The sequence below is a fragment of the Streptomyces sp. NBC_01298 genome, from assembly GCF_035978755.1.
Lineage (GTDB): Bacteria > Actinomycetota > Actinomycetes > Streptomycetales > Streptomycetaceae > Streptomyces.
In genome coordinates this window covers 7,294,866-7,312,087 of record NZ_CP108414.1, presented here as the reverse complement: position 1 = coordinate 7,312,087, position 17,222 = coordinate 7,294,866, and the positions used below count along the sequence as shown (strand labels likewise).

The window sequence follows — 17,222 nt, the reverse complement described above, 5'->3', positions numbered from 1 at the left end:
GCCTGTGAGGCTACGTCCGCTGGTACTGCTAAATCAGCGGGCGTAGTACTCGACGACGAGCTGCTCGTCGCAGATGACCGGGATTTCCTTGCGGTTCGGGTCGCGGTCCAGGCGGAAGGCCAGGGCCTTCAGGTTGACCTGCAGGTAACGCGGGGTTTCGCCCTCGCCTGCGTAGCCACCCTCACGGGCAACCTGGAACGGAACCTTCTCGCGGCTGCGCTCGCGCACCGTGATGACGTCGTCCGGACGGACGCGGAACGACGGCTTGTCGACCTTGTCGCCGTTGACCTCGATGTGGCCGTGAACGACCATCTGGCGAGCCTGGTAGATGGTGCGGGCGATGCCCGAACGCAGGACCAGGGCGTCGAGGCGACGCTCGAGCTCGACGACCAGCGCCTCGCCCGTCTTGCCTTCGGCCTTCTTGGCGCGGTCGTACGCGCGGGCCATCTGACGCTCAGAGATGTCGTACTGAGCGCGCAGACGCTGCTTCTCCAGCAGACGAACCTTGTAGTCCGAGTTCTGCTTGCGGCCACGGCCGTGCTCGCCCGGCGGGTAGGGGCGGGCCTCGAAGTACTTGACGGCCTTCGGGGTCAGCGCAATGCCGAGGGCACGCGACTTCTTGACCTTGGGTCGCTTCTGGTTCACGTGGAACCTACCTCCATGTAAGTTAGGTGAGGCTTACCTTAGCGAGGAGGACGTAATGTCTCGACCACATGGGATCCCCCTGCCCAGTGCGCACCGAAGTTCAGATCCAAACGAAACAGGATCTGCTTTCGGCGACGATAGGCAAGGTCAGCCGCGTCCCAGGGAAGGCGTTCGGCAGCTCACCGGAGCCGAACGCGTACGAACCCTCGTAGAGTCCAACGCCTCAGTATCCCTCACGCTCCCATGTGGTTTCGACCAGAAGGGGTCTTATGACCGGGAGGAGCTCGGGACAGGGATGCCGGCCGCACGGACCGTCACCCCGGACGGGGACGTGATTCTCCTGGTATCAGGGGAATCCGCGGCTGCCAGGGCAGCCGCTCACGCCCAGGACGACGACCTCACCGCCGTGATCGAGATCACGGATGTGGCGCCGGTGTCCGTGCCCCATCGTATCCGAGGCCGCGCCTGGCTCGCCGGGTGGCTCACCCCGGTGCGCGGGGCCGACGAACGGGCGGCCTGCGCGGCGCTCCTCGCCGAGCGGCACCCGGTCGGCGAGCTCCTCGGACTGACCGAGTCGCTCGACGCCCCGTCCGCCGGCCGGCCCGCGTGGATGCTGCTGCGCCTGGAGGTCGGCGAGATCTCGGTGGACGACCTGTGGGGCGCCCAGCACGTGGACCCGGACCTGCTGGCGGCGGCCGAGCCCGACCCGATGGTGGCCCACGAGACGGAGCTCCTCCAGCACCTGGCCTCCTCGCACGGCGACCGGATGGGTGATCTGTGCGGCCTGCTGGGCGCCCGGGACACGGCGGACCTGACGGCGATCCCCCTCGCGCTGGACCGGCTGGGCCTGCGGGTGCGCTTCATCCGCGGCGCCACCGCCTTCGACGCCCGCTTCGACTTCCCGGAGCCGGTGACCGACGTCTGCGGCCTGCGCCGCGCGATGAGCACGCTCTTCGCCGGCTGAGCGACTACGGGCAGGTGCCGAGCATCTCCTGCAGCGCCTGCTTCTCCGGCGGGGTCACGGAGAGCCCGTACTTCGCCTTGATCCCGGTGTACCGCCGCGCGTACTCGCACCAGTAGCCCCGCTGGGGCGGCTTCCACTTGTCCGCGGTCTTGCTGCTCTTGTCGTAGTTCGTCTGCTTGTCCACGGCGAGCAGCACGTCCAGGTCGTTGGCGTACTCCAGGCGCCGCTGCGGGGTCCAGGCGTACGCGCCCCCGCGCCAGGCGGCGCCGAGTGCGACGACGTGGTCGGTCTGGATCTGCGAGGCGCGGCGGTAGGTATAGGGGAGCTCCTTCCCCGTGTACGGGTCCTTCAGCACTCCGGAGAGGACGACGCAGGGGTTCCTGTCGCCCTCGCGGAGCTCCCGGAGGTCCCTGCGCAGGACGTCGTCGCGGGTGTCGCACCCGTTGCGACCGCCGATGGCGTCGGTCTCGTCGGACCAGTACTTGCCGAAGTTCTCGCGCTTGTACGTCTCCCAGTTCTTGCCCCACTCGACCGTGAGCCCGCCCAGCTCGGCCTTGGCGACGGGGGCGGCCGGCGGGAACCCGGCGCTCGCGAGGGGGACCTGGGCGAGCAGTGCCGCGGCGCTGGCACGAGCCGTCTCGGCATCCTCGTGGTGGCACCCGCCGAGCAGCAGTACTGCCGTCACGGCGATGAGTGGAGCCCGGCGTCCCATGTCCGGAGCCTAGGCCCCGCCTCCCCGCCCCGCGGCGCCGACACGACGCCGCCGCGCGGGTCAGGACCCGGCGCCCCGGAGCCGCTCGCGGACCTTTTCCACCACGTCCGCGTAGCGGGCTTCGGCCCCGTACCGGGTCGGCTCGTAGTAGCGCTTGCCGTGCACCTCGTCCGGGGCGTACTGCTGCGCGGCGATCGCTCCCGGCACGTCGTGCGGGTACACGTACCCCACCGCGTGCCCCAGCTTCGCCGCCCCCTTGTAGTGGCCGTCCCGGAGGTGCGCCGGGACGGTACCCGCCAGGCCAGCCCGGACATCGGCCAGCGCCGCGCCGATCGCGGTCGTCGCGGTGTTGGACTTGGGGGCCAGCGCCAGTGCGATCGTCACGTGCGACAGCGTGAGCGAGGCCTCCGGGAAGCCGATCATCGCCACCGCCTGGGCGGCCGCCACCGCGAGCGGCAGGGCCGTCGGGTCGGCCAGCCCGATGTCCTCGCTCGCCGAGATCATCAGCCGGCGCGCGATGAACCGGGGGTCCTCCCCCGCTTCGATCATGCGGGCCAGGTAGTGCAGCGCCGCGTCCACGTCCGAGCCCCGGATCGACTTGATCAGCGCGCTCGCCACGTCGTAGTGCTGGTCGCCGTCCCGGTCGTACTTGACCGCGGCCCGGTCGACGGCCTCCTCCACCGTCTGGAGGCTGATCTCCGCCTCGCCCTTGGCGATCGCCGAGCCCGCGCCCGCTTCGAGGGCCGTCAGGGCGCGCCGCGCGTCCCCGCCCGCGATCCGCAGCAGGTGCGCCTCCGCGTCCGCCGACAGGGTGACCGCGCCGCCGAGGCCGCGCTCCTCCGTCAGCGCCCGGTGCATCAGGGCGCTCAGGTCCTCGTCCGTCAGCGGTTCCAGCGTCAGCAGCAGCGAGCGAGACAGCAGCGGGGAGATGATCGAGAAGTACGGGTTCTCCGTGGTCGCGGCGATCAGCGTGACCCAGCGGTTCTCCACGGCGGGCAGCAGCGAGTCCTGCTGCGCCTTGCTGAAGCGGTGGATCTCGTCGAGGAAGAGGACGGTGTCCTTGCCGTACCCGCCGGCCGCCCGCTTGGCGCCCTCGATGACGGCCCGTACTTCCTTCACGCCGGCGGTGATCGCGGACAGCTCGACGAACCGCTTCTTCGTCGCCTGGCTCACCACGTACGCGAGCGTGGTCTTCCCGATGCCGGGCGGGCCCCAGAGGATCACCGAGGAGGCGCCGGCGGGACCGCCCGCACCGTCCCCGACGAGCCGCCGCAGCGGGGAGCCGGGCTTCAGCAGGTGCTGCTGACCGACGACCTCGTCCAGGGTGCGCGGGCGCATCCGGACGGCGAGCGGAGAACTGGAGGGGTCCTTCGCCTGGCGGTCTTCGGCGGCGGCGGTGAAGAGATCTGGTTCCACACCGGAAGCCTATGCGAGGCCACCGACACTCCCGCCCGCCCGGCCGGGCGGGCTCAGGAGGTCCAGAAGTCCCACCAGCGGGTCAGGATCAGCATGCCGATGATCCCGATGTGCAGGACGGGCAGCACCCAGGTGAACTCGTCGAAGAAGGCGCGCAGCCAGCCGGGGGCCGGCAGCAGGCGGTTGCGGACGTTGTGCGAGGTGACGTACCAGAACATGACGATGGTGGCGACCCAGGCCAGGCAGCACCACAGGCACAGGGAGTTGATGCTGTAGAGCGACTGGTACATCAGCCAGGTGCAGAAGCCGACGCCGAAGAGCATCCCGGCGTTCAGGGTGAGCCAGTACCAGCGCGGGAAGCGCGCCCGTGCGAGCAGGCTCATGCCGACGCAGACGACCATGCCGTAGGCGACCAGCCCCAGCATCGGGTTCGGGAAGCCGAAGACGGCCGCCTGGTCGCTCTTCATGATGTTGCCGCAGGAGACGATCGGGTTGAGGCTGCAGCCCGGTACGAAGTCCGGGTCCTCCAGCAGCTTGAACTTGTCGATCGTGATGACCCAGGCGGCGAGCAGCCCCGCCGCTCCCGTGATCACCAGCAGCAGGGCCAGCGCCCGGCTGCCGCCGACGGCCGTCCGCGTCCCGGCGGTGTCCGTGTCGGTCCCTCGTGTCGTCATCCGGCCCGCTCCACATCTGCAAGGTCAACAAGCACCGGCCATTGTGCCGTACCCGACCGCGCTGTCCACCGTTCGACGGACAGGAGGAGGTACGCACGGGGGGACCGGTCGCCGGGCTTCCGCCCCACCATGGGAGCCATGACACAGAACGCGGTGGAAGTACGGGGGCTCCGCAAGCAGTACGGCGAAGTCACCGCGGTGGACGGACTGGACCTGACGATCCGGCGCGGCGAGGTCTTCGGCCTCCTGGGGCCCAACGGCGCCGGCAAGAGCACCACGGTGGAAATACTCCAGGGGCACCGGGAGCGGGACGGCGGCGAGGTGCTCGTCCTCGGCGCGGACCCCGCGACCGCCGGCCGGGCCTGGCGCTCCCGCGTCGGCATCGTCTGGCAGGACGAGTCGGCGCCCGCCGAACTGACGGTCCGGGAGACGGTCGAACACTTCGCCCGCTACTACCCGGCCCCGCGCGATCCGGCGGAGGTGATCGCCCTGGTCGGCCTGGAGGAGAAGCGCGGCCACCGGATCAAGAGCCTCTCCGGCGGTCAGCGGCGCCGCCTCGACGTGGCGCTCGGGGTCATCGGCGACCCCGAACTGCTGCTCCTGGACGAGCCCACGACCGGCTTCGACCCGGTGGCGCGGCGGCAGTTCTGGGACCTGATCCGGCTGCTGTCCGACTCGGGCACCACCATCGTGCTCACCACCCACTACCTGGAGGAGGCCGAGGCCCTCGCCGACCGGCTCGCGGTGATCGCCCGCGGCAAGGTCGTGGCCGAGGGCGAGCCGGCCGCGCTGCGCGCCCGCCACGGGACCGGCGCCACCGTCGAGTGGACCGACCGGGACGGCAGTGCGCGCAGCGCCTCCACCGAGACGCCCACCCGTACGGTCGCCGAACTGGCGGCCCGCTTCGATGGCGAGGTCCCGGACCTGAGGATCACCCGCCCCACCCTGGAGGACGTGTACCTGCGCCTCACAGGCCCGCTCGACCGGAACACGACCCCGCAGGAGGAGTCCCGATGAGCACGCGGACCGGTACGGACAAGGGCGCGGGCGCGCGTACGGGCCCGGGCGGGAGCACCGGCGGGGCCGGGGCGCTGCCCCGCGCCTGGTCGCTCGGCCTGAGCCGCGGGGCGCTGGAGATCCGGCAGTTCGCCCGCCAGCGCGACGCGGTGATCTTCACCTTCGCCTTCCCCATCGTCTTCCTCGCGCTCTTCGCCTCGATCTTCAGCGAGGGCATGGAGGGCACCGGGGTCACGGCCTCCCAGATGTACGCGGCCGGCATGGTCGCCGCGGGCATCATGTCCACCAGTTTCCAGTCGCTCGGCATCTCGATCGCCGTCGAACGCGACGAGAAGGTACTGCGCCGGCTGCGCGGGACCCCGATGCCGCCGGCGGCGTACTTCCTCGGCAAGGTGTGGATGGTGCTGGCCACCGGTCTCGCCGAGACCGCGATCCTGCTGCTGGTCGGCTCCGCCCTGTTCGACCTCGATCTGCCGACGTCCGCCTCCAAGTGGCTGACCTTCGCCTGGATCTTCGTCCTGGGCCTGGCCGGCTGCGCCCTGCTCGGCATCGCCATCAGCAGCCTGCCCAAGTCCGGCAAGAGCGCCAGCTCGGTCGTGGTCCTGCCGTTCCTGATCCTGCAGTTCATCTCGGGGGTCTTCATCCCGGTCCACCAGATCCCGGACTGGCTGCTGAACATCGGGGCGCTGTTCCCGCTCAAGTGGATGTGCCAGGGGCTGCGCGGGGTGTTCCTGCCGGAGTCGGCGGCCGTTCTCGAACAGGCCGGCGGCTGGGAGTATGGGCGGGTCGCCCTGGTCCTGGGCGCCTGGGTGCTCGGGGGGCTGGTGCTGTGCCTGCTGACCTTCAAGTGGAAGAGCCGGCGCGACGGCTGACCGCCTTCGCCACGGCGGCCGGAGCGCGCGAGTCCCACGTCTGGGACCGCGCGTTCGGGCCGTGGATCCTCTATTTCGCGGTCGTGTGGGTCGCCACCGCGGTATTCGTCCTCGGCGCGGACTTCCCGGCGCTGCCCTACCGGGTCCTCGCCGTGGGTCTGCTCGCCCTCCTGGTCCCCTGGTTCCTCGTCTCCGGACGCCCGCTGCTCGTGCGGGTGCCCGGCGCCGAACCGCGCTCGTCCGCCCGCTACCTGGGCGTGGCGCTGGTCCTCTTCCTGCCTGCCGCCTCCCTGGCGGGCGAGACCCGACTGCTCACCTTCGCCCTCGCCCCGCAGTGCTTCATGCTGCTGCCCCTGCGGCGCGCGATCGGTGCGGTGGCCCTGGTGTCGCTGCTGCCGGTGGCCGGCTGGGCGCTGTTGTGGCGGCCGGAGGGGAGCCACGTCTTCGTGAGCGTGATCAGCGCGCTCGTCACCTTCGTCTTCTCCGCCTTCTTCGGTGCCTGGACCGTCCGGATCATCGAGCAGAGCGAGGACCGGGCCTCCCTCATCGCGGAGCTCGACGCCAGCCGGGAGGAGGTGGCCCGGCTCTCCGCCGAACGCGGCGCCCACGCGGAAAGGGAACGCATGTCCCGCGAGATCCACGACACCCTCGCCCAGGGCTTCACCAGTCTGCTGATGCTCGTCCAGGCCGTGCAGTCGGAGCTGGACACCGATCCGGAGGGGGCCCGGCGCCACCTGGATCTGATGGCGGCCACCGCCCGGCAGAACCTGGCCGAGGCCCGCGCCCTGGTGGCGGGCGGCGCGCCCGCGGATCTCGACGGCGGCTCGCTGCCCGACGCGGTACGGCGGCTCGCGGCCCGGCAGGATCCGCCGGCGGAGGTCTCGGTGACCGGGGAGGTCCGGCCGCTGGCCGCGGTACTCGAAGTCGTGGCCCTGCGGTCCTGTCAGGAATCCCTGTCGAACGCCGCCAAGCACGCCGGACCGCGGACGCCTTGCACGGTGTCCCTCGCCTACGGCGGCTCGGAGCTGACCCTCACGGTCCGGGACACCGGGCGGGGCTTCGACCCGGCGGCCCCCGCACCGGGCTACGGACTGCGGGGCCTGTTCGCCCGCGCGGCGGAGGTGGGCGGCGCCGCGACGGTCGACAGCGCGCCCTCGGCCGGTACCACCGTCACCGTCACCCTCCCGATCCGCTGAGGAGCCGTACGACATGATCCGCATCCTGCTGGCCGACGACCACCCGGTGGTACGGGAGGGGCTGCGCGGCATGCTCGGCGCCGAACCGGACCTGGAGGTCGTCGCGGAGGCCTCGAACGGCCCGCAGGCGGAAGCGCTGGCCGCGGAGCTGGTCCGCGGGGGCGGCCTGGACCTGATCCTGATGGACCTGCGGATGCCGGGCGGCGACGGGGTGGAATCCATCGCCCGCATCACGGCGGCCCGGCTGCCGGTACGGGTGGTGGTGCTGACCACGTACGAGGAGGACCGGGACATCCTGCGGGCCGTGGAGGCGGGGGCGGCGGGCTACCTGCTGAAGGACATGGCGCGGGCGGAGCTGGCGGCCGCGATCCGGGCGGCGGTGCGCGGCGAGACGGTCCTGGCCCCGACGGTGGCGGGCCGCCTGGTCGACCAGCTCCGCACCCGCCCGTCGGTGCCGCGGCTCTCCGACCGGGAGGTGGCGGTGCTCCGCCTGGTCGCGGAGGGCGCGACGAACGCGGACATCGGCCGCCGCCTGTTCGTGGCGGAGTCCACGGTCAAGACGCACATGCTGCGCATCTTCGGAAAGCTGGAGGTCACGGACCGCACGGCCGCCGTCACCACGGCCATGCGGCACGGCTTGCTCTAGCGGCAGCCGCTGCGCGGGTCCTTCCCCCCCACCCCGCCCCTTCCCGAAACCGAGCGCTGCGCGCCCGGTGCGCTCAAACGCCGCGCGGGCTGGATTCGCGGAGCGAATTCCAGCCCCGCCGGCGTTTGAGGCGCGGGGTCCGGGGCGGAGCCCCGGGAAACGGCGAAAGGGCGGGGCGGGGAGAGTTCCGCGAAGCGGCTCCCCCCGGCCCCGCCCCAGCAGGCGGCAGCGTCCGTCAGGCCAGGCGTGCCTGGACCGTGGCGACCACGTCGGCCAGTGCCACCGGCGTCTGCTCGCCGGACTGCATGTCCTTCAGCTGGACCACGCCCTCTTCGAGGTCGCGGTCCCCCGCGACCACCGCGAAGCGGGCCCCGCTGCGGTTCGCGTCCTTCATCGCACCCTTGAGGCCCTTGCCCCCGTAGGAGATGTCCGCCGCGACACCGGCCCGGCGCAGCTCGGTCACCAGACCGAACAGCACCGGCTTGGCCGCGCCCAGCGCGATCGCGAAGACGGAGGTCGCGGACGGGATGTCCAGTTCGACCCCCTCCGCTTCGAGCGCCAGCACCGTGCGGTCCACGCCCAGCGCCCAGCCCACCGAAGGCAGCGCCGGCCCGCCGATCATCTCGGAGAGGCCGTCGTAGCGGCCGCCGCCGCCCACCGCGGACTGGGAGCCCAGACCGTCGTGGACGAACTCGAAGGTGGTGCGGGTGTAGTAGTCCAGGCCGCGCACGAGCTTCTCGTCGTCCTCGAAGACGACCCCGGCCGCCGTCACCAGCGCCCGCACCTCCTCGTGGTACGCCTTGCAGGCGTCGCAGAGGTAGTCGCGCAGCGCCGGGGCGCCGACCAGCTGCTTCTGTACGTCGGCCCGCTTGTCGTCGAGCACCCGCAGCGGGTTGATCTCGGCCCGGCGCACGGTCTCCGCGTCGAGGTCGAGCCCGCGCAGGAAGGACTGGAGGGCCTCCCGGTACACCGGGCGGCACTCCTTGTCGCCGAGCGAGTTCAGCAGGATGCGGAAGTCGCGCAGGCCCAGCGAGCGGTACGCCTGGTCGGCCAGGATGATCAGCTCGGCGTCCAGCGCCGGGTCCTCGGCTCCGATGGCCTCGGCGCCGACCTGGGAGAAGTGTCGGTAGCGGCCCGCCTGAGCCCGCTCGTAGCGGTAGTAGGAGCCGGAGTACCAGAGCTTGACGGGCAGGCCGCCGAGCTTGTGCAGGTTGCCCTGCAGGGCGGCGCGGAGCACGGAGGCGGTGCCCTCGGGGCGCAGCGCGAGCTGGTCGCCGCCCTTCGTGGTGAGGGTGTACATCTCCTTGCTGACGATGTCGGTGGACTCGCCGACGCCGCGCGAGAACAGCTCGACGTTCTCGAAGCCGGGGGTCTCCACGTACCCGTAGCCGGAGTTCTTCAGGGGCGCGGAGATCGCCTCGCGGACCGCCAGGAAGGTGGCGGAGCGGGGCGGCAGCAGGTCGTACGTGCCCTTGGGGGCCTGAAAAGTACTCACGAAACTCTCGTCACATTCCTCGTCGTGGAGACGTGAAACCGTCTCCCAGGCCGGCGGCCACCTGCCGCAGGTACGGGTTGGTGGCTCGCTCACGGCCAATGGTCGTGTGCTCGTTGTGTCCGGGCAGCACCACGGTCGCGTCGTCGAGCGGCAGGCACACGCGGGCCAGCGATTCGAGCAGGTCGGCGTGGCTGCCGCCGGGGAAGTCGGTGCGCCCGATGGAGCCGGCGAAGAGCAGGTCGCCCGAGAACAGCAGCGGCGGGATGTCCGCCGCCCCGGGCATCCCGAAGGTCACCGACCCCCTGGTATGGCCGGGGGCGTGCGACACAGTCAGCTCCATGCCAGCGAGGGCGAGCTTCGCTCCGTCGGTCAGCTCCTTGACGTCGGAGGGCTCCCCCACCGTGAGCTCGCCCATGAGCTGGGCTCCGAGGGAACGGCCCAGGGCCTTCTCCGGGTCGCTCATCATGAAGCGGTCCTCGGGGTGGATCCAGGCCGGTACGTCGTGTGCTCCGCACACCGGGACCACCGAGGCCACATGATCGATGTGGCCATGGGTCAGGACGACCGCGACGGGCTTGAGCCGATGCTTCTTCAGCGTCTCCTCGACACCCTGGGTGGCCTGGTGGCCCGGGTCGATGATGACGCACTCCTCACCGGCGGCGGGGGCGACCACGTAGCAATTGGTCCCCCAGGCCCCGGCGGGGAATCCGGCAATCAGCACGTTCGTCCTCAATCGTCGTCCGGCGGGAGGCTTGCAGATCGGAATGCTGCTGCTCAGAGCCTACCGGCGCCGCTCATTACACAGCGAACCCATATACGGTACGGCCTAACCCAGCCCGGACAGTGGTACCAGATACGCACAAGGAGACGACCCGGTGGTCACGAGCGATCAGCGGCGGCGCCAGCTCGCCAGGGAAAAGTACGAACGCCAGCAGCAGCGGCGTGCCGAAGCGCGGCAGAAGTCGCGCAAGCGGCTCGCCGTGATCGGTGCGGCGGTGGCCGTGGTCGTCGCGGCGCTGGTCGGCCTCGTGGCCGGCGGTGTGTTCGACAAGGACAAGAAGGACGAAGCCGCCGACCCGGCCGCGACCCCCTCCGCCTCGGCCTCGGCCGCGCCCACTCCGCAGCAGTCCCCCTCCCCGGCGATGGCGATCGACGCCAAGGCGAAGTACACCTTCGACCTGAAGACCAGCGCGGGCGACGTCAAGTTCGAGATGGACGCGGCGAAGACCCCGCAGACGGTCAACTCGTTCAAGTCGCTCGCCGACAAGAAGTTCTTCGACAACACCAAGTGCCACCGACTGACGTCGGGCGGGATCTTCGTCCTGCAGTGCGGTGACCCGGAGGGCACCGGCAGGGGCGGCCCCGGCTACACCATCGCCGACGAGAACCTCGACTCGCTGGGCAAGCCCAACGCGACGGGTCAGGTCATCTACCCGGCGGGCACGGTGGCGATGGCCAACACCGGCCAGCCCGGCACGGGCGGCAGCCAGTTCTTCCTGGTCTACAAGGACAGCCCGCTCGCCCCCACGTACACCCCCTTCGGCAAGATCGACGCGGCCGGTCTGAAGGTGCTCGAAGAGGTGGCCAAGGCCGGTACGGCCGACGGCGGCCAGGACGGCGCCCCCAAGACCCCCGTGACCATCGAGAAGGGCACCGTCACCCAGAACTGACCGGACCGGGCGCCCCGGGCCCGGGCTGTATCCGCGACGGCGCTTCTGACGCCCGTACGTCGATATTGCGTCGTGCTGGATGCGGACAGCCGGCCCGGCGGTCGCCTATGTTGGCGTTGTGCAGGGCGGGCGCGGCCCGCCCCAGGAAACTGTGGACGATGCCCAGGGGGTGAACCCCTCGCAAGGCATCAGGTGGAGGAGGCGCTGTGAGCAGCGACCCGTGGGGCCGAGTCGACGAGACCGGCACCGTGTACGTGCGTACTGCCGATGGCGAGAAGGTCGTCGGCTCGTGGCAGGCCGGCACCCCGGAGGAGGCCCTGGCCTACTTCGAGCGCAAGTACGAGGGCCTGGTGGTCGAGATCGGCCTCCTCGAACGACGGGTGCGGACCACCGATCTGGCCGCCAAGGACGCCCAGACGGCCATCGACCACCTGCGCACGCAGGTGGACGAGCACCACGCCGTCGGCGACCTCGACGCCCTGCGCGTCCGGCTGGACAAGCTGGTGTCGACCGTGGACTCGCGCCGCGAGGAGCGCAAGGTCCAGAAGGCCAAGCAGACGGACGAGGCCCGTACGGCCAAGGACGCGCTGGTGGCCGAGGCCGAGGAGCTGGCGCAGAGCGACCAGTGGCGCAGCGCCGGCGAGCGGCTGCGGGCGCTGGTGGACATCTGGAAGGGTCTGCCCCGCCTCGACCGCAAGTCGGACGACGAGCTGTGGCACCGCTTCTCGCACGCCCGCTCCGCCTTCTCCAAGCGCCGCAAGGCCCACTTCGCCTCGCTGGACGCGCAGCGCGAGGACGCCCGCAAGGTCAAGGAGAAGCTGGTCGCGGAGGCCGAGTCGCTGTCGAAGTCGACCGACTTCGGCCCGACGGCCGCGCGCTACCGCGAGCTGATGGAGAGCTGGAAGGCCGCGGGCCGCGCGCAGCGCGAGTCCGAGGACGACCTGTGGAACCGTTTCCGCGGCGCCCAGGACGTGTTCTTCGCGGCGCGCAGCGAGGTCTTCGCGGAGCGCGACGCCGAGCAGGTGGAGAACCTGAAGCTGAAGGAGGAGCTGGCCGACGAGGCCGAGAAGCTCGTCCCGATCACGGACCTGAAGGCGGCCCGTGCCGCGTTCCGCTCCCTGAACGAGCGCTGGGAGGCCATCGGCCACGTACCGCGGGACGCGCGTCCCAAGGTCGAGGGCCGGATGCACACCGTCGAGCGGGCCATCCAGGAGGCCGAGGAAGGCGAGTGGCGCCGTACGAACCCGGAGGCGCGGGCGCGCGCGGCCGGTCTGACGGGTCAGCTGCAGGCGGCGGTCGACAAGCTGCGCGGCCAGATCGACACGGCGCGCGCGCAGGGCAACAACTCCAGGGCCGACAAGCTGTCCCGGGAGCTGGAGGGCCGTCAGGCCCTGCTGGACCAGGCGCTGAAGGGCCTGGAGGAGTTCGGCGGCTGATTCCCGGCCCGGCCCGCTCAGAAGGGCCCTGGTACGCGTTTCGCGTACCAGGGCCCTTCTTTGGTTACAGGCACCTCAGCCATCAATTGAGTAACCCCCACGGCGAGCGACCACCTCCGCGAGAGCGGCGCCGGTTTAGGCGCAAAGGGGGGTGTTACGGCCTGCGGGCCGAGGTCACGCGGTAGACGTCGTAGACGCCCTCGACGCCCCGTACGGCCTTCAGGACGTGGCCCAGGTGCTTCGGGTCGCCCATCTCGAAGGTGAACCGGGAGGTGGCCACCCGGTCGCGGGAGGTCTGCACGGCCGCCGACAGGATGTTCACGTGCTGGTCCGACAGGACCCGGGTGACGTCGGACAGCAGCCGGGACCGGTCGAGGGCCTCGACCTGGATGGCGACCAGGAAGACGGAGGACTGAGTGGGCGCCCACTCGACCTCCAGCATCCGCTCGGGCTCCTGGGAGAGCGAGTCCACGTTCACGCAGTCGGCACGGTGGACCGATACGCCGCTGCCGCGCGTGACGAAGCCGACGATCGGGTCGCCGGGCACGGGGGTGCAGCAGCGGGCCAGCTTGACCCACACGTCCTCGACGCCCTTGACCACCACGCCCGGGTCGGCGTTTCCGCGGCGCGTGCTGCGGCCGCGGGCCGGCGGGATGGTGTCCTCGATGTCCTCGTTGGCCGCGTCCTCGCCGCCGAGGGCCTGGACCAGCTTCTGCACGACGTTCTGCGCGGTGACGTGGCCTTCGCCGATCGCCGCGTAGAGCGAGGAGATGTCGGGGTAGCGCATCTCGTGCGCGAGGGTGACGAGGGAGTCCCCGGTCAGGATGCGCTGGATCGGCAGGTTCTGCTTGCGCATGGCCCGCGCGATGGCGTCCTTGCCGTGCTCGATGGCCTCGTCGCGGCGCTCCTTGGAGAACCACGCGCGGATCTTGTTCCGGGCCCGGGGGGACTTGACGAAGCCCAGCCAGTCGCGGGACGGGCCGGCGCCCTCGGCCTTGGAGGTGAAGACCTCGACCAGGTCTCCGTTGTCGAGGGTCGATTCGAGCGGTACGAGCCGCCCGTTGACCCGCGCTCCTATGGTCCGGTGGCCGACCTCGGTGTGGACGGCGTACGCGAAGTCCACGGGGGTGGCGCCGGCCGGCAGGGCGATGACATCGCCCTTGGGCGTGAAGACGAAGACCTCGTTGCGCGAGAGGTCGAAGCGCAGCGAGTCGAGGAACTCGCTCGGGTCCTCGGTCTCCTTCTGCCAGTCCAGCAGCTGCCGCAGCCAGGCCATGTCGTTGACGGTGTCGTGGCCCGCGCTGCCCTTGGCGGCCTGCGGCACGTCGGTGCGCACCTTCGAGGTGCCCGCGACGGTCTGCTGCTTGTACTTCCAGTGCGCGGCGATGCCGTACTCGGCGCGGCGGTGCATGTCGAAGGTGCGGATCTGGAGCTCGACGGGCTTGCCGCTGGGTCCGATGACCGTCGTGTGGAGCGACTGGTACATGTTGAACTTCGGCATCGCGATGTAGTCCTTGAACCGGCCGGGGACCGGGTTCCATCGCGCGTGCACGGTGCCGAGGGCGGCGTAGCAGTCCCGGACGGTGTCGACGAGGACCCGGATGCCGACCAGGTCGTAGATCTCGGCGAAGTCGCGGCCGCGGACGATCATCTTCTGGTAGACGCTGTAGTAGTGCTTGGGGCGCCCGGTGACGGTGGCCTTGATGCGGGCGGCCCGCAGGTCGGCCATCACCTCGTCGGTGACGACGGTGAGGTACTCGTCCCGCTTGGGTGCCCTTTCGGCCACCAGCCGCACGATCTCGTCGTACATCTTGGGGTAGAGGATCGCGAAGGCGAGGTCCTCCAGCTCCCACTTGATGGTGTTCATGCCCAGCCGGTGCGCCAGCGGGGCGTAGATCTCAAGGGTCTCGCGGGCCTTCTTCTCCTGCTTCTCCCGCTTGAGGTAGCGCATGGTGCGCATGTTGTGCAGCCGGTCGGCGAGCTTGATCACCAGGACCCGGGGGTCCTTGGCCATGGCCACGACCATCTTGCGGACGGTCTCGGCCTGGGCGGCCTCGCCGAACTTGACCCGGTCGAGCTTGGTGACCCCGTCGACGAGCAGGGTCACCGCGTCGCCGAAGTCGCGCCGCAGGTCCTCCAGCCCGTACTCGGTGTCCTCCACCGTGTCGTGGAGCAGCCCCGCCATCAGCGTGGCCGGGTCCATGCCCAGCTCGGCGAGGATCGTGGTCACCGCGAGCGGGTGGGTGATGTACGGGTCGCCGCTCTTGCGCTTCTGACCGCGGTGCCAGCGCTCGGCGACCTGGTACGCCTGCTCGATCTGGCGCAGCGTGGCCGTCTCGATCTTGGGGTCGTTGCTGCGGACTATGCGGAGCAGCGGTTCCAGGACCGGGTTGTACGGGTTGGAGCGCTGCCCACCGAGGCGGGCCAGCCGGGCGCGCACCCGGTTGGAGGACCCGGCCGACTTCGCGGACGCGGGCTTGACCGGCAGTGCCGGCGGAGCCGGCGGGGGCGTGGCGGCGGCGGCCGCGGCCGGCTGCTCGGCCTCCGGGTCGGGCTGCGCGGCGGAGATTGGCTGGACCTCGTCTGGCAAGAGCGCTCCTCAGCGGTTCCGGTGCCCGTGTCCGGTCCGGGTAACCCATCGTAGCGAGGGTTGCGCCACCCTGTTCCCCGAGTCCACCGCGACCCGGCGTGGGCTGGATGGCCCGCAGGGCGATTTCAGCCCGTCCGGCGTTTGAGGACCGGGGTCTGGGGCGGAGCCCCAGGGAACGGTGGAAGGGCGGGTAGGGGACAGACAGCCGCTCAGCGGCCCGCACACGCCGAAGCGGGCGCGCTCCGGGATGTCCCGGTGCACGCCCGCTTCGTGAAACAGCGAGGTCAGACCACGATCAGCGCGTCCAGCGGCGCATCGCCCAGCACGGGCAGCAGCCGCTCACGCCCCGGCAGGAACGAGAGCTCCATCAGGACCGCGACCCCGGCGACCTCCGCCCCGGCCCGCCGGATCAGCTCCAGCGAGGCCGCGGCGGTACCACCGGTGGCCAGCACGTCGTCGATGACCATGACCCGGTCGTCGGCGCACAGCGCCTCCGCGTGGATCTCGATCTCCGCCGACCCGTACTCCAGGTCGTAGGACTGCAGGAGCGTCGCCCCGGGCAGCTTGCCGGCCTTGCGGACCGGCACGAAGCCGATGCCCGCCTGCACGGCCACCGGAGCCGCCAGGATGAATCCCCGCGCCTCCAGCCCGACGATCTTCGTCGCCCCGTACTGCCCGGCCAGGGCCACCAGCGCGTCCGTGAGGGCGCCGAACGCCTTCGGGTCGGCCAGCAGCGGGGTGATGTCCTTGAACATCACGCCCGGCTTCGGGTAGTCCTCGACGTCGGTGATCCGGCTGAGCAGCAGGTCCCGTACGCCGGAGGGCAGCTCCGCGGTCACCGGCGCCGTCCCGACCGGCCCTGCGCCACTACCTCCGGCGCCTCTTCGGACCCGGCGTCCTCGGGCGACTCGCCCCTGGCCTCCGCCGACGCCCGCTTCGCGAGCACCCGCTTCTTCAGGGCCTTCATCGCCGGCTCGCGCTCCTTCAGGTCCACGACCAGCGGGGTCGCGATGAAGATCGACGAGTAGGCACCCGCCGCGAGGCCGACGAACAGCGACAGCGAGATGTCGTTCAGCATGCCGGCGTCGAGGAGGCCGCCACCGATGAAGAGCAGCGCCCCGACCGGGAGCAGCGCCACGACGGTGGTGTTGATCGAACGGACCAGGGTGCCGTTGATGCTGCGGTTGGCGACCTCGCTGTACGTGTAGCGGGTCTGCTTGGTGATGTCCTTCGAGCCCTCCTTGAGACCGTCGAAGACGACGACGGTGTCGTAGAGGGAGTAACCGAGGATGGTCAGCAGACCGATGACCGTACCCGGGGTGACCTCGAAGCCGACCAGCGCGTACACGCCGACGGTGATCGTGAGGTCGTGGATCAGCGCGATGAGCGCCGCCACCGCCATCCGCCACTCGAAGGCGATGGCCAGGTAGATCACCACGAGGACCATGAAGACGCCGAGGCCGGTCCAGGCCTTGTTGGCGATCTGCTCGCCCCAGCTGGGGCCGACCAGGTCCGCGTTGATCTCGGCCGCGTCGACCTTGAGGTCGGTGGCGAGCTTGGCCTTCACGTCGGCCGCGGCCGCGGTGTCCAGTTCCGAGATCTGGATGCGCAGGCCGCCGGTGCCGAGCTTCTGGACGATCGCGTCGTGACCGGAGGCCTTCTCCGCGTCCTCGCGGGCCTGCTGCTCCGTGACGGAGGTCTTCGGGGTGGTGAAGACGGCACCGCCCTTGAACTCGATGCCCATGTTCAGGCCCGAGACGGCCACGGCCACGATCGCCGTGATGGTGATCAGGATGGAAACGCCGTACCAGACGAAGCGCTTGCCGACGAAGTCGTAGCCGACCTCACCCCGGTACAGCTTGGCGCCGAGATCTCCGAGCTTCGACATC

16 protein-coding genes are annotated in these 17,222 nt (G+C 70.8%); 7 read left to right on the top strand and 9 right to left on the bottom strand.

The genetic code is table 11. The features are described from left to right. Window positions 1-33: 33 nt before the first annotated feature. Window positions 34-645 carry a 30S ribosomal protein S4 gene (gene rpsD, locus OG730_RS33275; RefSeq protein WP_008740451.1) on the bottom strand — a complete coding sequence of 204 codons (612 nt, stop codon included), beginning with the start codon at window positions 643-645 and terminating at the stop codon, window positions 34-36. 295 nt (window positions 646-940) lie between these two features. Here rpsD and OG730_RS33270 point away from each other — a divergent pair, with 295 nt between their 5' ends. Continuing rightward, window positions 941-1,609: a DUF2470 domain-containing protein gene (locus OG730_RS33270; protein ID WP_327307696.1), complete on the top strand. Its 669-nt coding sequence runs from the start codon at window positions 941-943 to the stop codon at window positions 1,607-1,609. A gap of 4 nt (window positions 1,610-1,613) precedes the next feature. Here OG730_RS33270 and OG730_RS33265 read toward each other — a convergent pair whose 3' ends face one another. The 3 genes from OG730_RS33265 to OG730_RS33255 form a co-directional block, all read right to left on the bottom strand. Next, a complete protein-coding gene (locus OG730_RS33265) occupies window positions 1,614-2,294 on the bottom strand; it encodes an HNH endonuclease family protein (RefSeq protein WP_327307695.1) in 681 nt (226 codons plus the stop codon). Between the two features lie 87 nt (window positions 2,295-2,381). After that, window positions 2,382-3,737, bottom strand: coding sequence for a replication-associated recombination protein A (locus OG730_RS33260; protein WP_327307693.1), 1,356 nt, complete (start codon window positions 3,735-3,737; stop codon window positions 2,382-2,384). Between the two features lie 53 nt (window positions 3,738-3,790). Beyond that, window positions 3,791-4,411 (bottom strand): vitamin K epoxide reductase family protein, encoded by a 621-nt coding sequence (locus OG730_RS33255; protein WP_327307692.1) that lies wholly within the window; start codon window positions 4,409-4,411, stop codon window positions 3,791-3,793. Between the two features lie 138 nt (window positions 4,412-4,549). Here OG730_RS33255 and OG730_RS33250 point away from each other — a divergent pair, with 138 nt between their 5' ends. From OG730_RS33250 to OG730_RS33235, 4 genes are read left to right on the top strand one after another with little or no spacing between them, the layout of a single operon-like run. Beyond that, window positions 4,550-5,428: an ABC transporter ATP-binding protein gene (locus tag OG730_RS33250; protein WP_327307691.1), complete on the top strand. Its 879-nt coding sequence runs from the start codon at window positions 4,550-4,552 to the stop codon at window positions 5,426-5,428. Then, window positions 5,425-6,300: an ABC transporter permease gene (locus tag OG730_RS33245; RefSeq protein ID WP_327307690.1), complete on the top strand. Its 876-nt coding sequence runs from the start codon at window positions 5,425-5,427 to the stop codon at window positions 6,298-6,300. The genes OG730_RS33250 and OG730_RS33245 overlap by 4 nt, the downstream gene beginning before the upstream one ends. Further along, entirely contained in the window at window positions 6,258-7,496 is a 1,239-nt protein-coding gene (locus tag OG730_RS33240) for a sensor histidine kinase (protein WP_327307689.1), read from the top strand. The genes OG730_RS33245 and OG730_RS33240 overlap by 43 nt, the downstream gene beginning before the upstream one ends. A 13-nt stretch (window positions 7,497-7,509) precedes the next feature. Then, entirely contained in the window at window positions 7,510-8,142 is a 633-nt protein-coding gene (locus tag OG730_RS33235) for a response regulator (protein WP_327307688.1), read from the top strand. A 235-nt stretch (window positions 8,143-8,377) separates the two neighbouring features. Here OG730_RS33235 and hisS read toward each other — a convergent pair whose 3' ends face one another. Further along, a complete protein-coding gene (hisS, locus tag OG730_RS33230) occupies window positions 8,378-9,637 on the bottom strand; it encodes a histidine--tRNA ligase (protein ID WP_327307687.1) in 1,260 nt (419 codons plus the stop codon). Between the two features lie 10 nt (window positions 9,638-9,647). After that, window positions 9,648-10,358, bottom strand: a complete 711-nt coding sequence (locus tag OG730_RS33225) for an MBL fold metallo-hydrolase (RefSeq protein ID WP_327307686.1) — start codon at window positions 10,356-10,358, stop codon at window positions 9,648-9,650. A 154-nt stretch (window positions 10,359-10,512) separates the two neighbouring features. Here OG730_RS33225 and OG730_RS33220 point away from each other — a divergent pair, with 154 nt between their 5' ends. Next, window positions 10,513-11,307, top strand: coding sequence for a peptidylprolyl isomerase (locus tag OG730_RS33220; RefSeq protein ID WP_327307685.1), 795 nt, complete (start codon window positions 10,513-10,515; stop codon window positions 11,305-11,307). A 206-nt stretch (window positions 11,308-11,513) separates the two neighbouring features. Next, window positions 11,514-12,743 (top strand): DUF349 domain-containing protein, encoded by a 1,230-nt coding sequence (locus OG730_RS33215; RefSeq protein ID WP_327307684.1) that lies wholly within the window; start codon window positions 11,514-11,516, stop codon window positions 12,741-12,743. A 154-nt stretch (window positions 12,744-12,897) separates the two neighbouring features. On the opposite strand, the gene OG730_RS33210 is transcribed toward OG730_RS33215, so the two are convergent. The 3 genes from OG730_RS33210 to secF form a co-directional block, all read right to left on the bottom strand. Continuing rightward, on the bottom strand, window positions 12,898-15,333 hold the full coding sequence (locus OG730_RS33210; protein WP_327307683.1) for a RelA/SpoT family protein: 2,436 nt from the start codon (window positions 15,331-15,333) through the stop codon (window positions 12,898-12,900). Window positions 15,334-15,617: 284 nt separating this feature from the next. Further along, on the bottom strand, window positions 15,618-16,172 hold the full coding sequence (locus OG730_RS33205) for an adenine phosphoribosyltransferase (protein ID WP_327307682.1): 555 nt from the start codon (window positions 16,170-16,172) through the stop codon (window positions 15,618-15,620). Beyond that, a complete protein-coding gene (gene secF, locus OG730_RS33200) occupies window positions 16,169-17,221 on the bottom strand; it encodes a protein translocase subunit SecF (RefSeq protein ID WP_327307681.1) in 1,053 nt (350 codons plus the stop codon). The genes OG730_RS33205 and secF overlap by 4 nt, the downstream gene beginning before the upstream one ends. Between the last annotated feature and the right edge of the window lies 1 nt (window position 17,222).

Excerpts from the sequence above, each read along its gene's own strand:
- OG730_RS33235 (WP_327307688.1), top strand. The coding sequence starts at position 7,510 with ATGATCCGCATCCTGCTGGCCGACGACCACCCGGTGGTACGGGAGGGG.
- OG730_RS33255 (WP_327307692.1), bottom strand. The coding sequence starts at position 4,411 with ATGACGACACGAGGGACCGACACGGACACCGCCGGGACGCGGACGGCC.
- OG730_RS33250 (WP_327307691.1), top strand. The coding sequence starts at position 4,550 with ATGACACAGAACGCGGTGGAAGTACGGGGGCTCCGCAAGCAGTACGGC.
- OG730_RS33245 (WP_327307690.1), top strand. The coding sequence starts at position 5,425 with ATGAGCACGCGGACCGGTACGGACAAGGGCGCGGGCGCGCGTACGGGC.
- secF (WP_327307681.1), bottom strand. The coding sequence starts at position 17,221 with ATGTCGAAGCTCGGAGATCTCGGCGCCAAGCTGTACCGGGGTGAGGTC.
- OG730_RS33270 (WP_327307696.1), top strand. The coding sequence starts at position 941 with ATGCCGGCCGCACGGACCGTCACCCCGGACGGGGACGTGATTCTCCTG.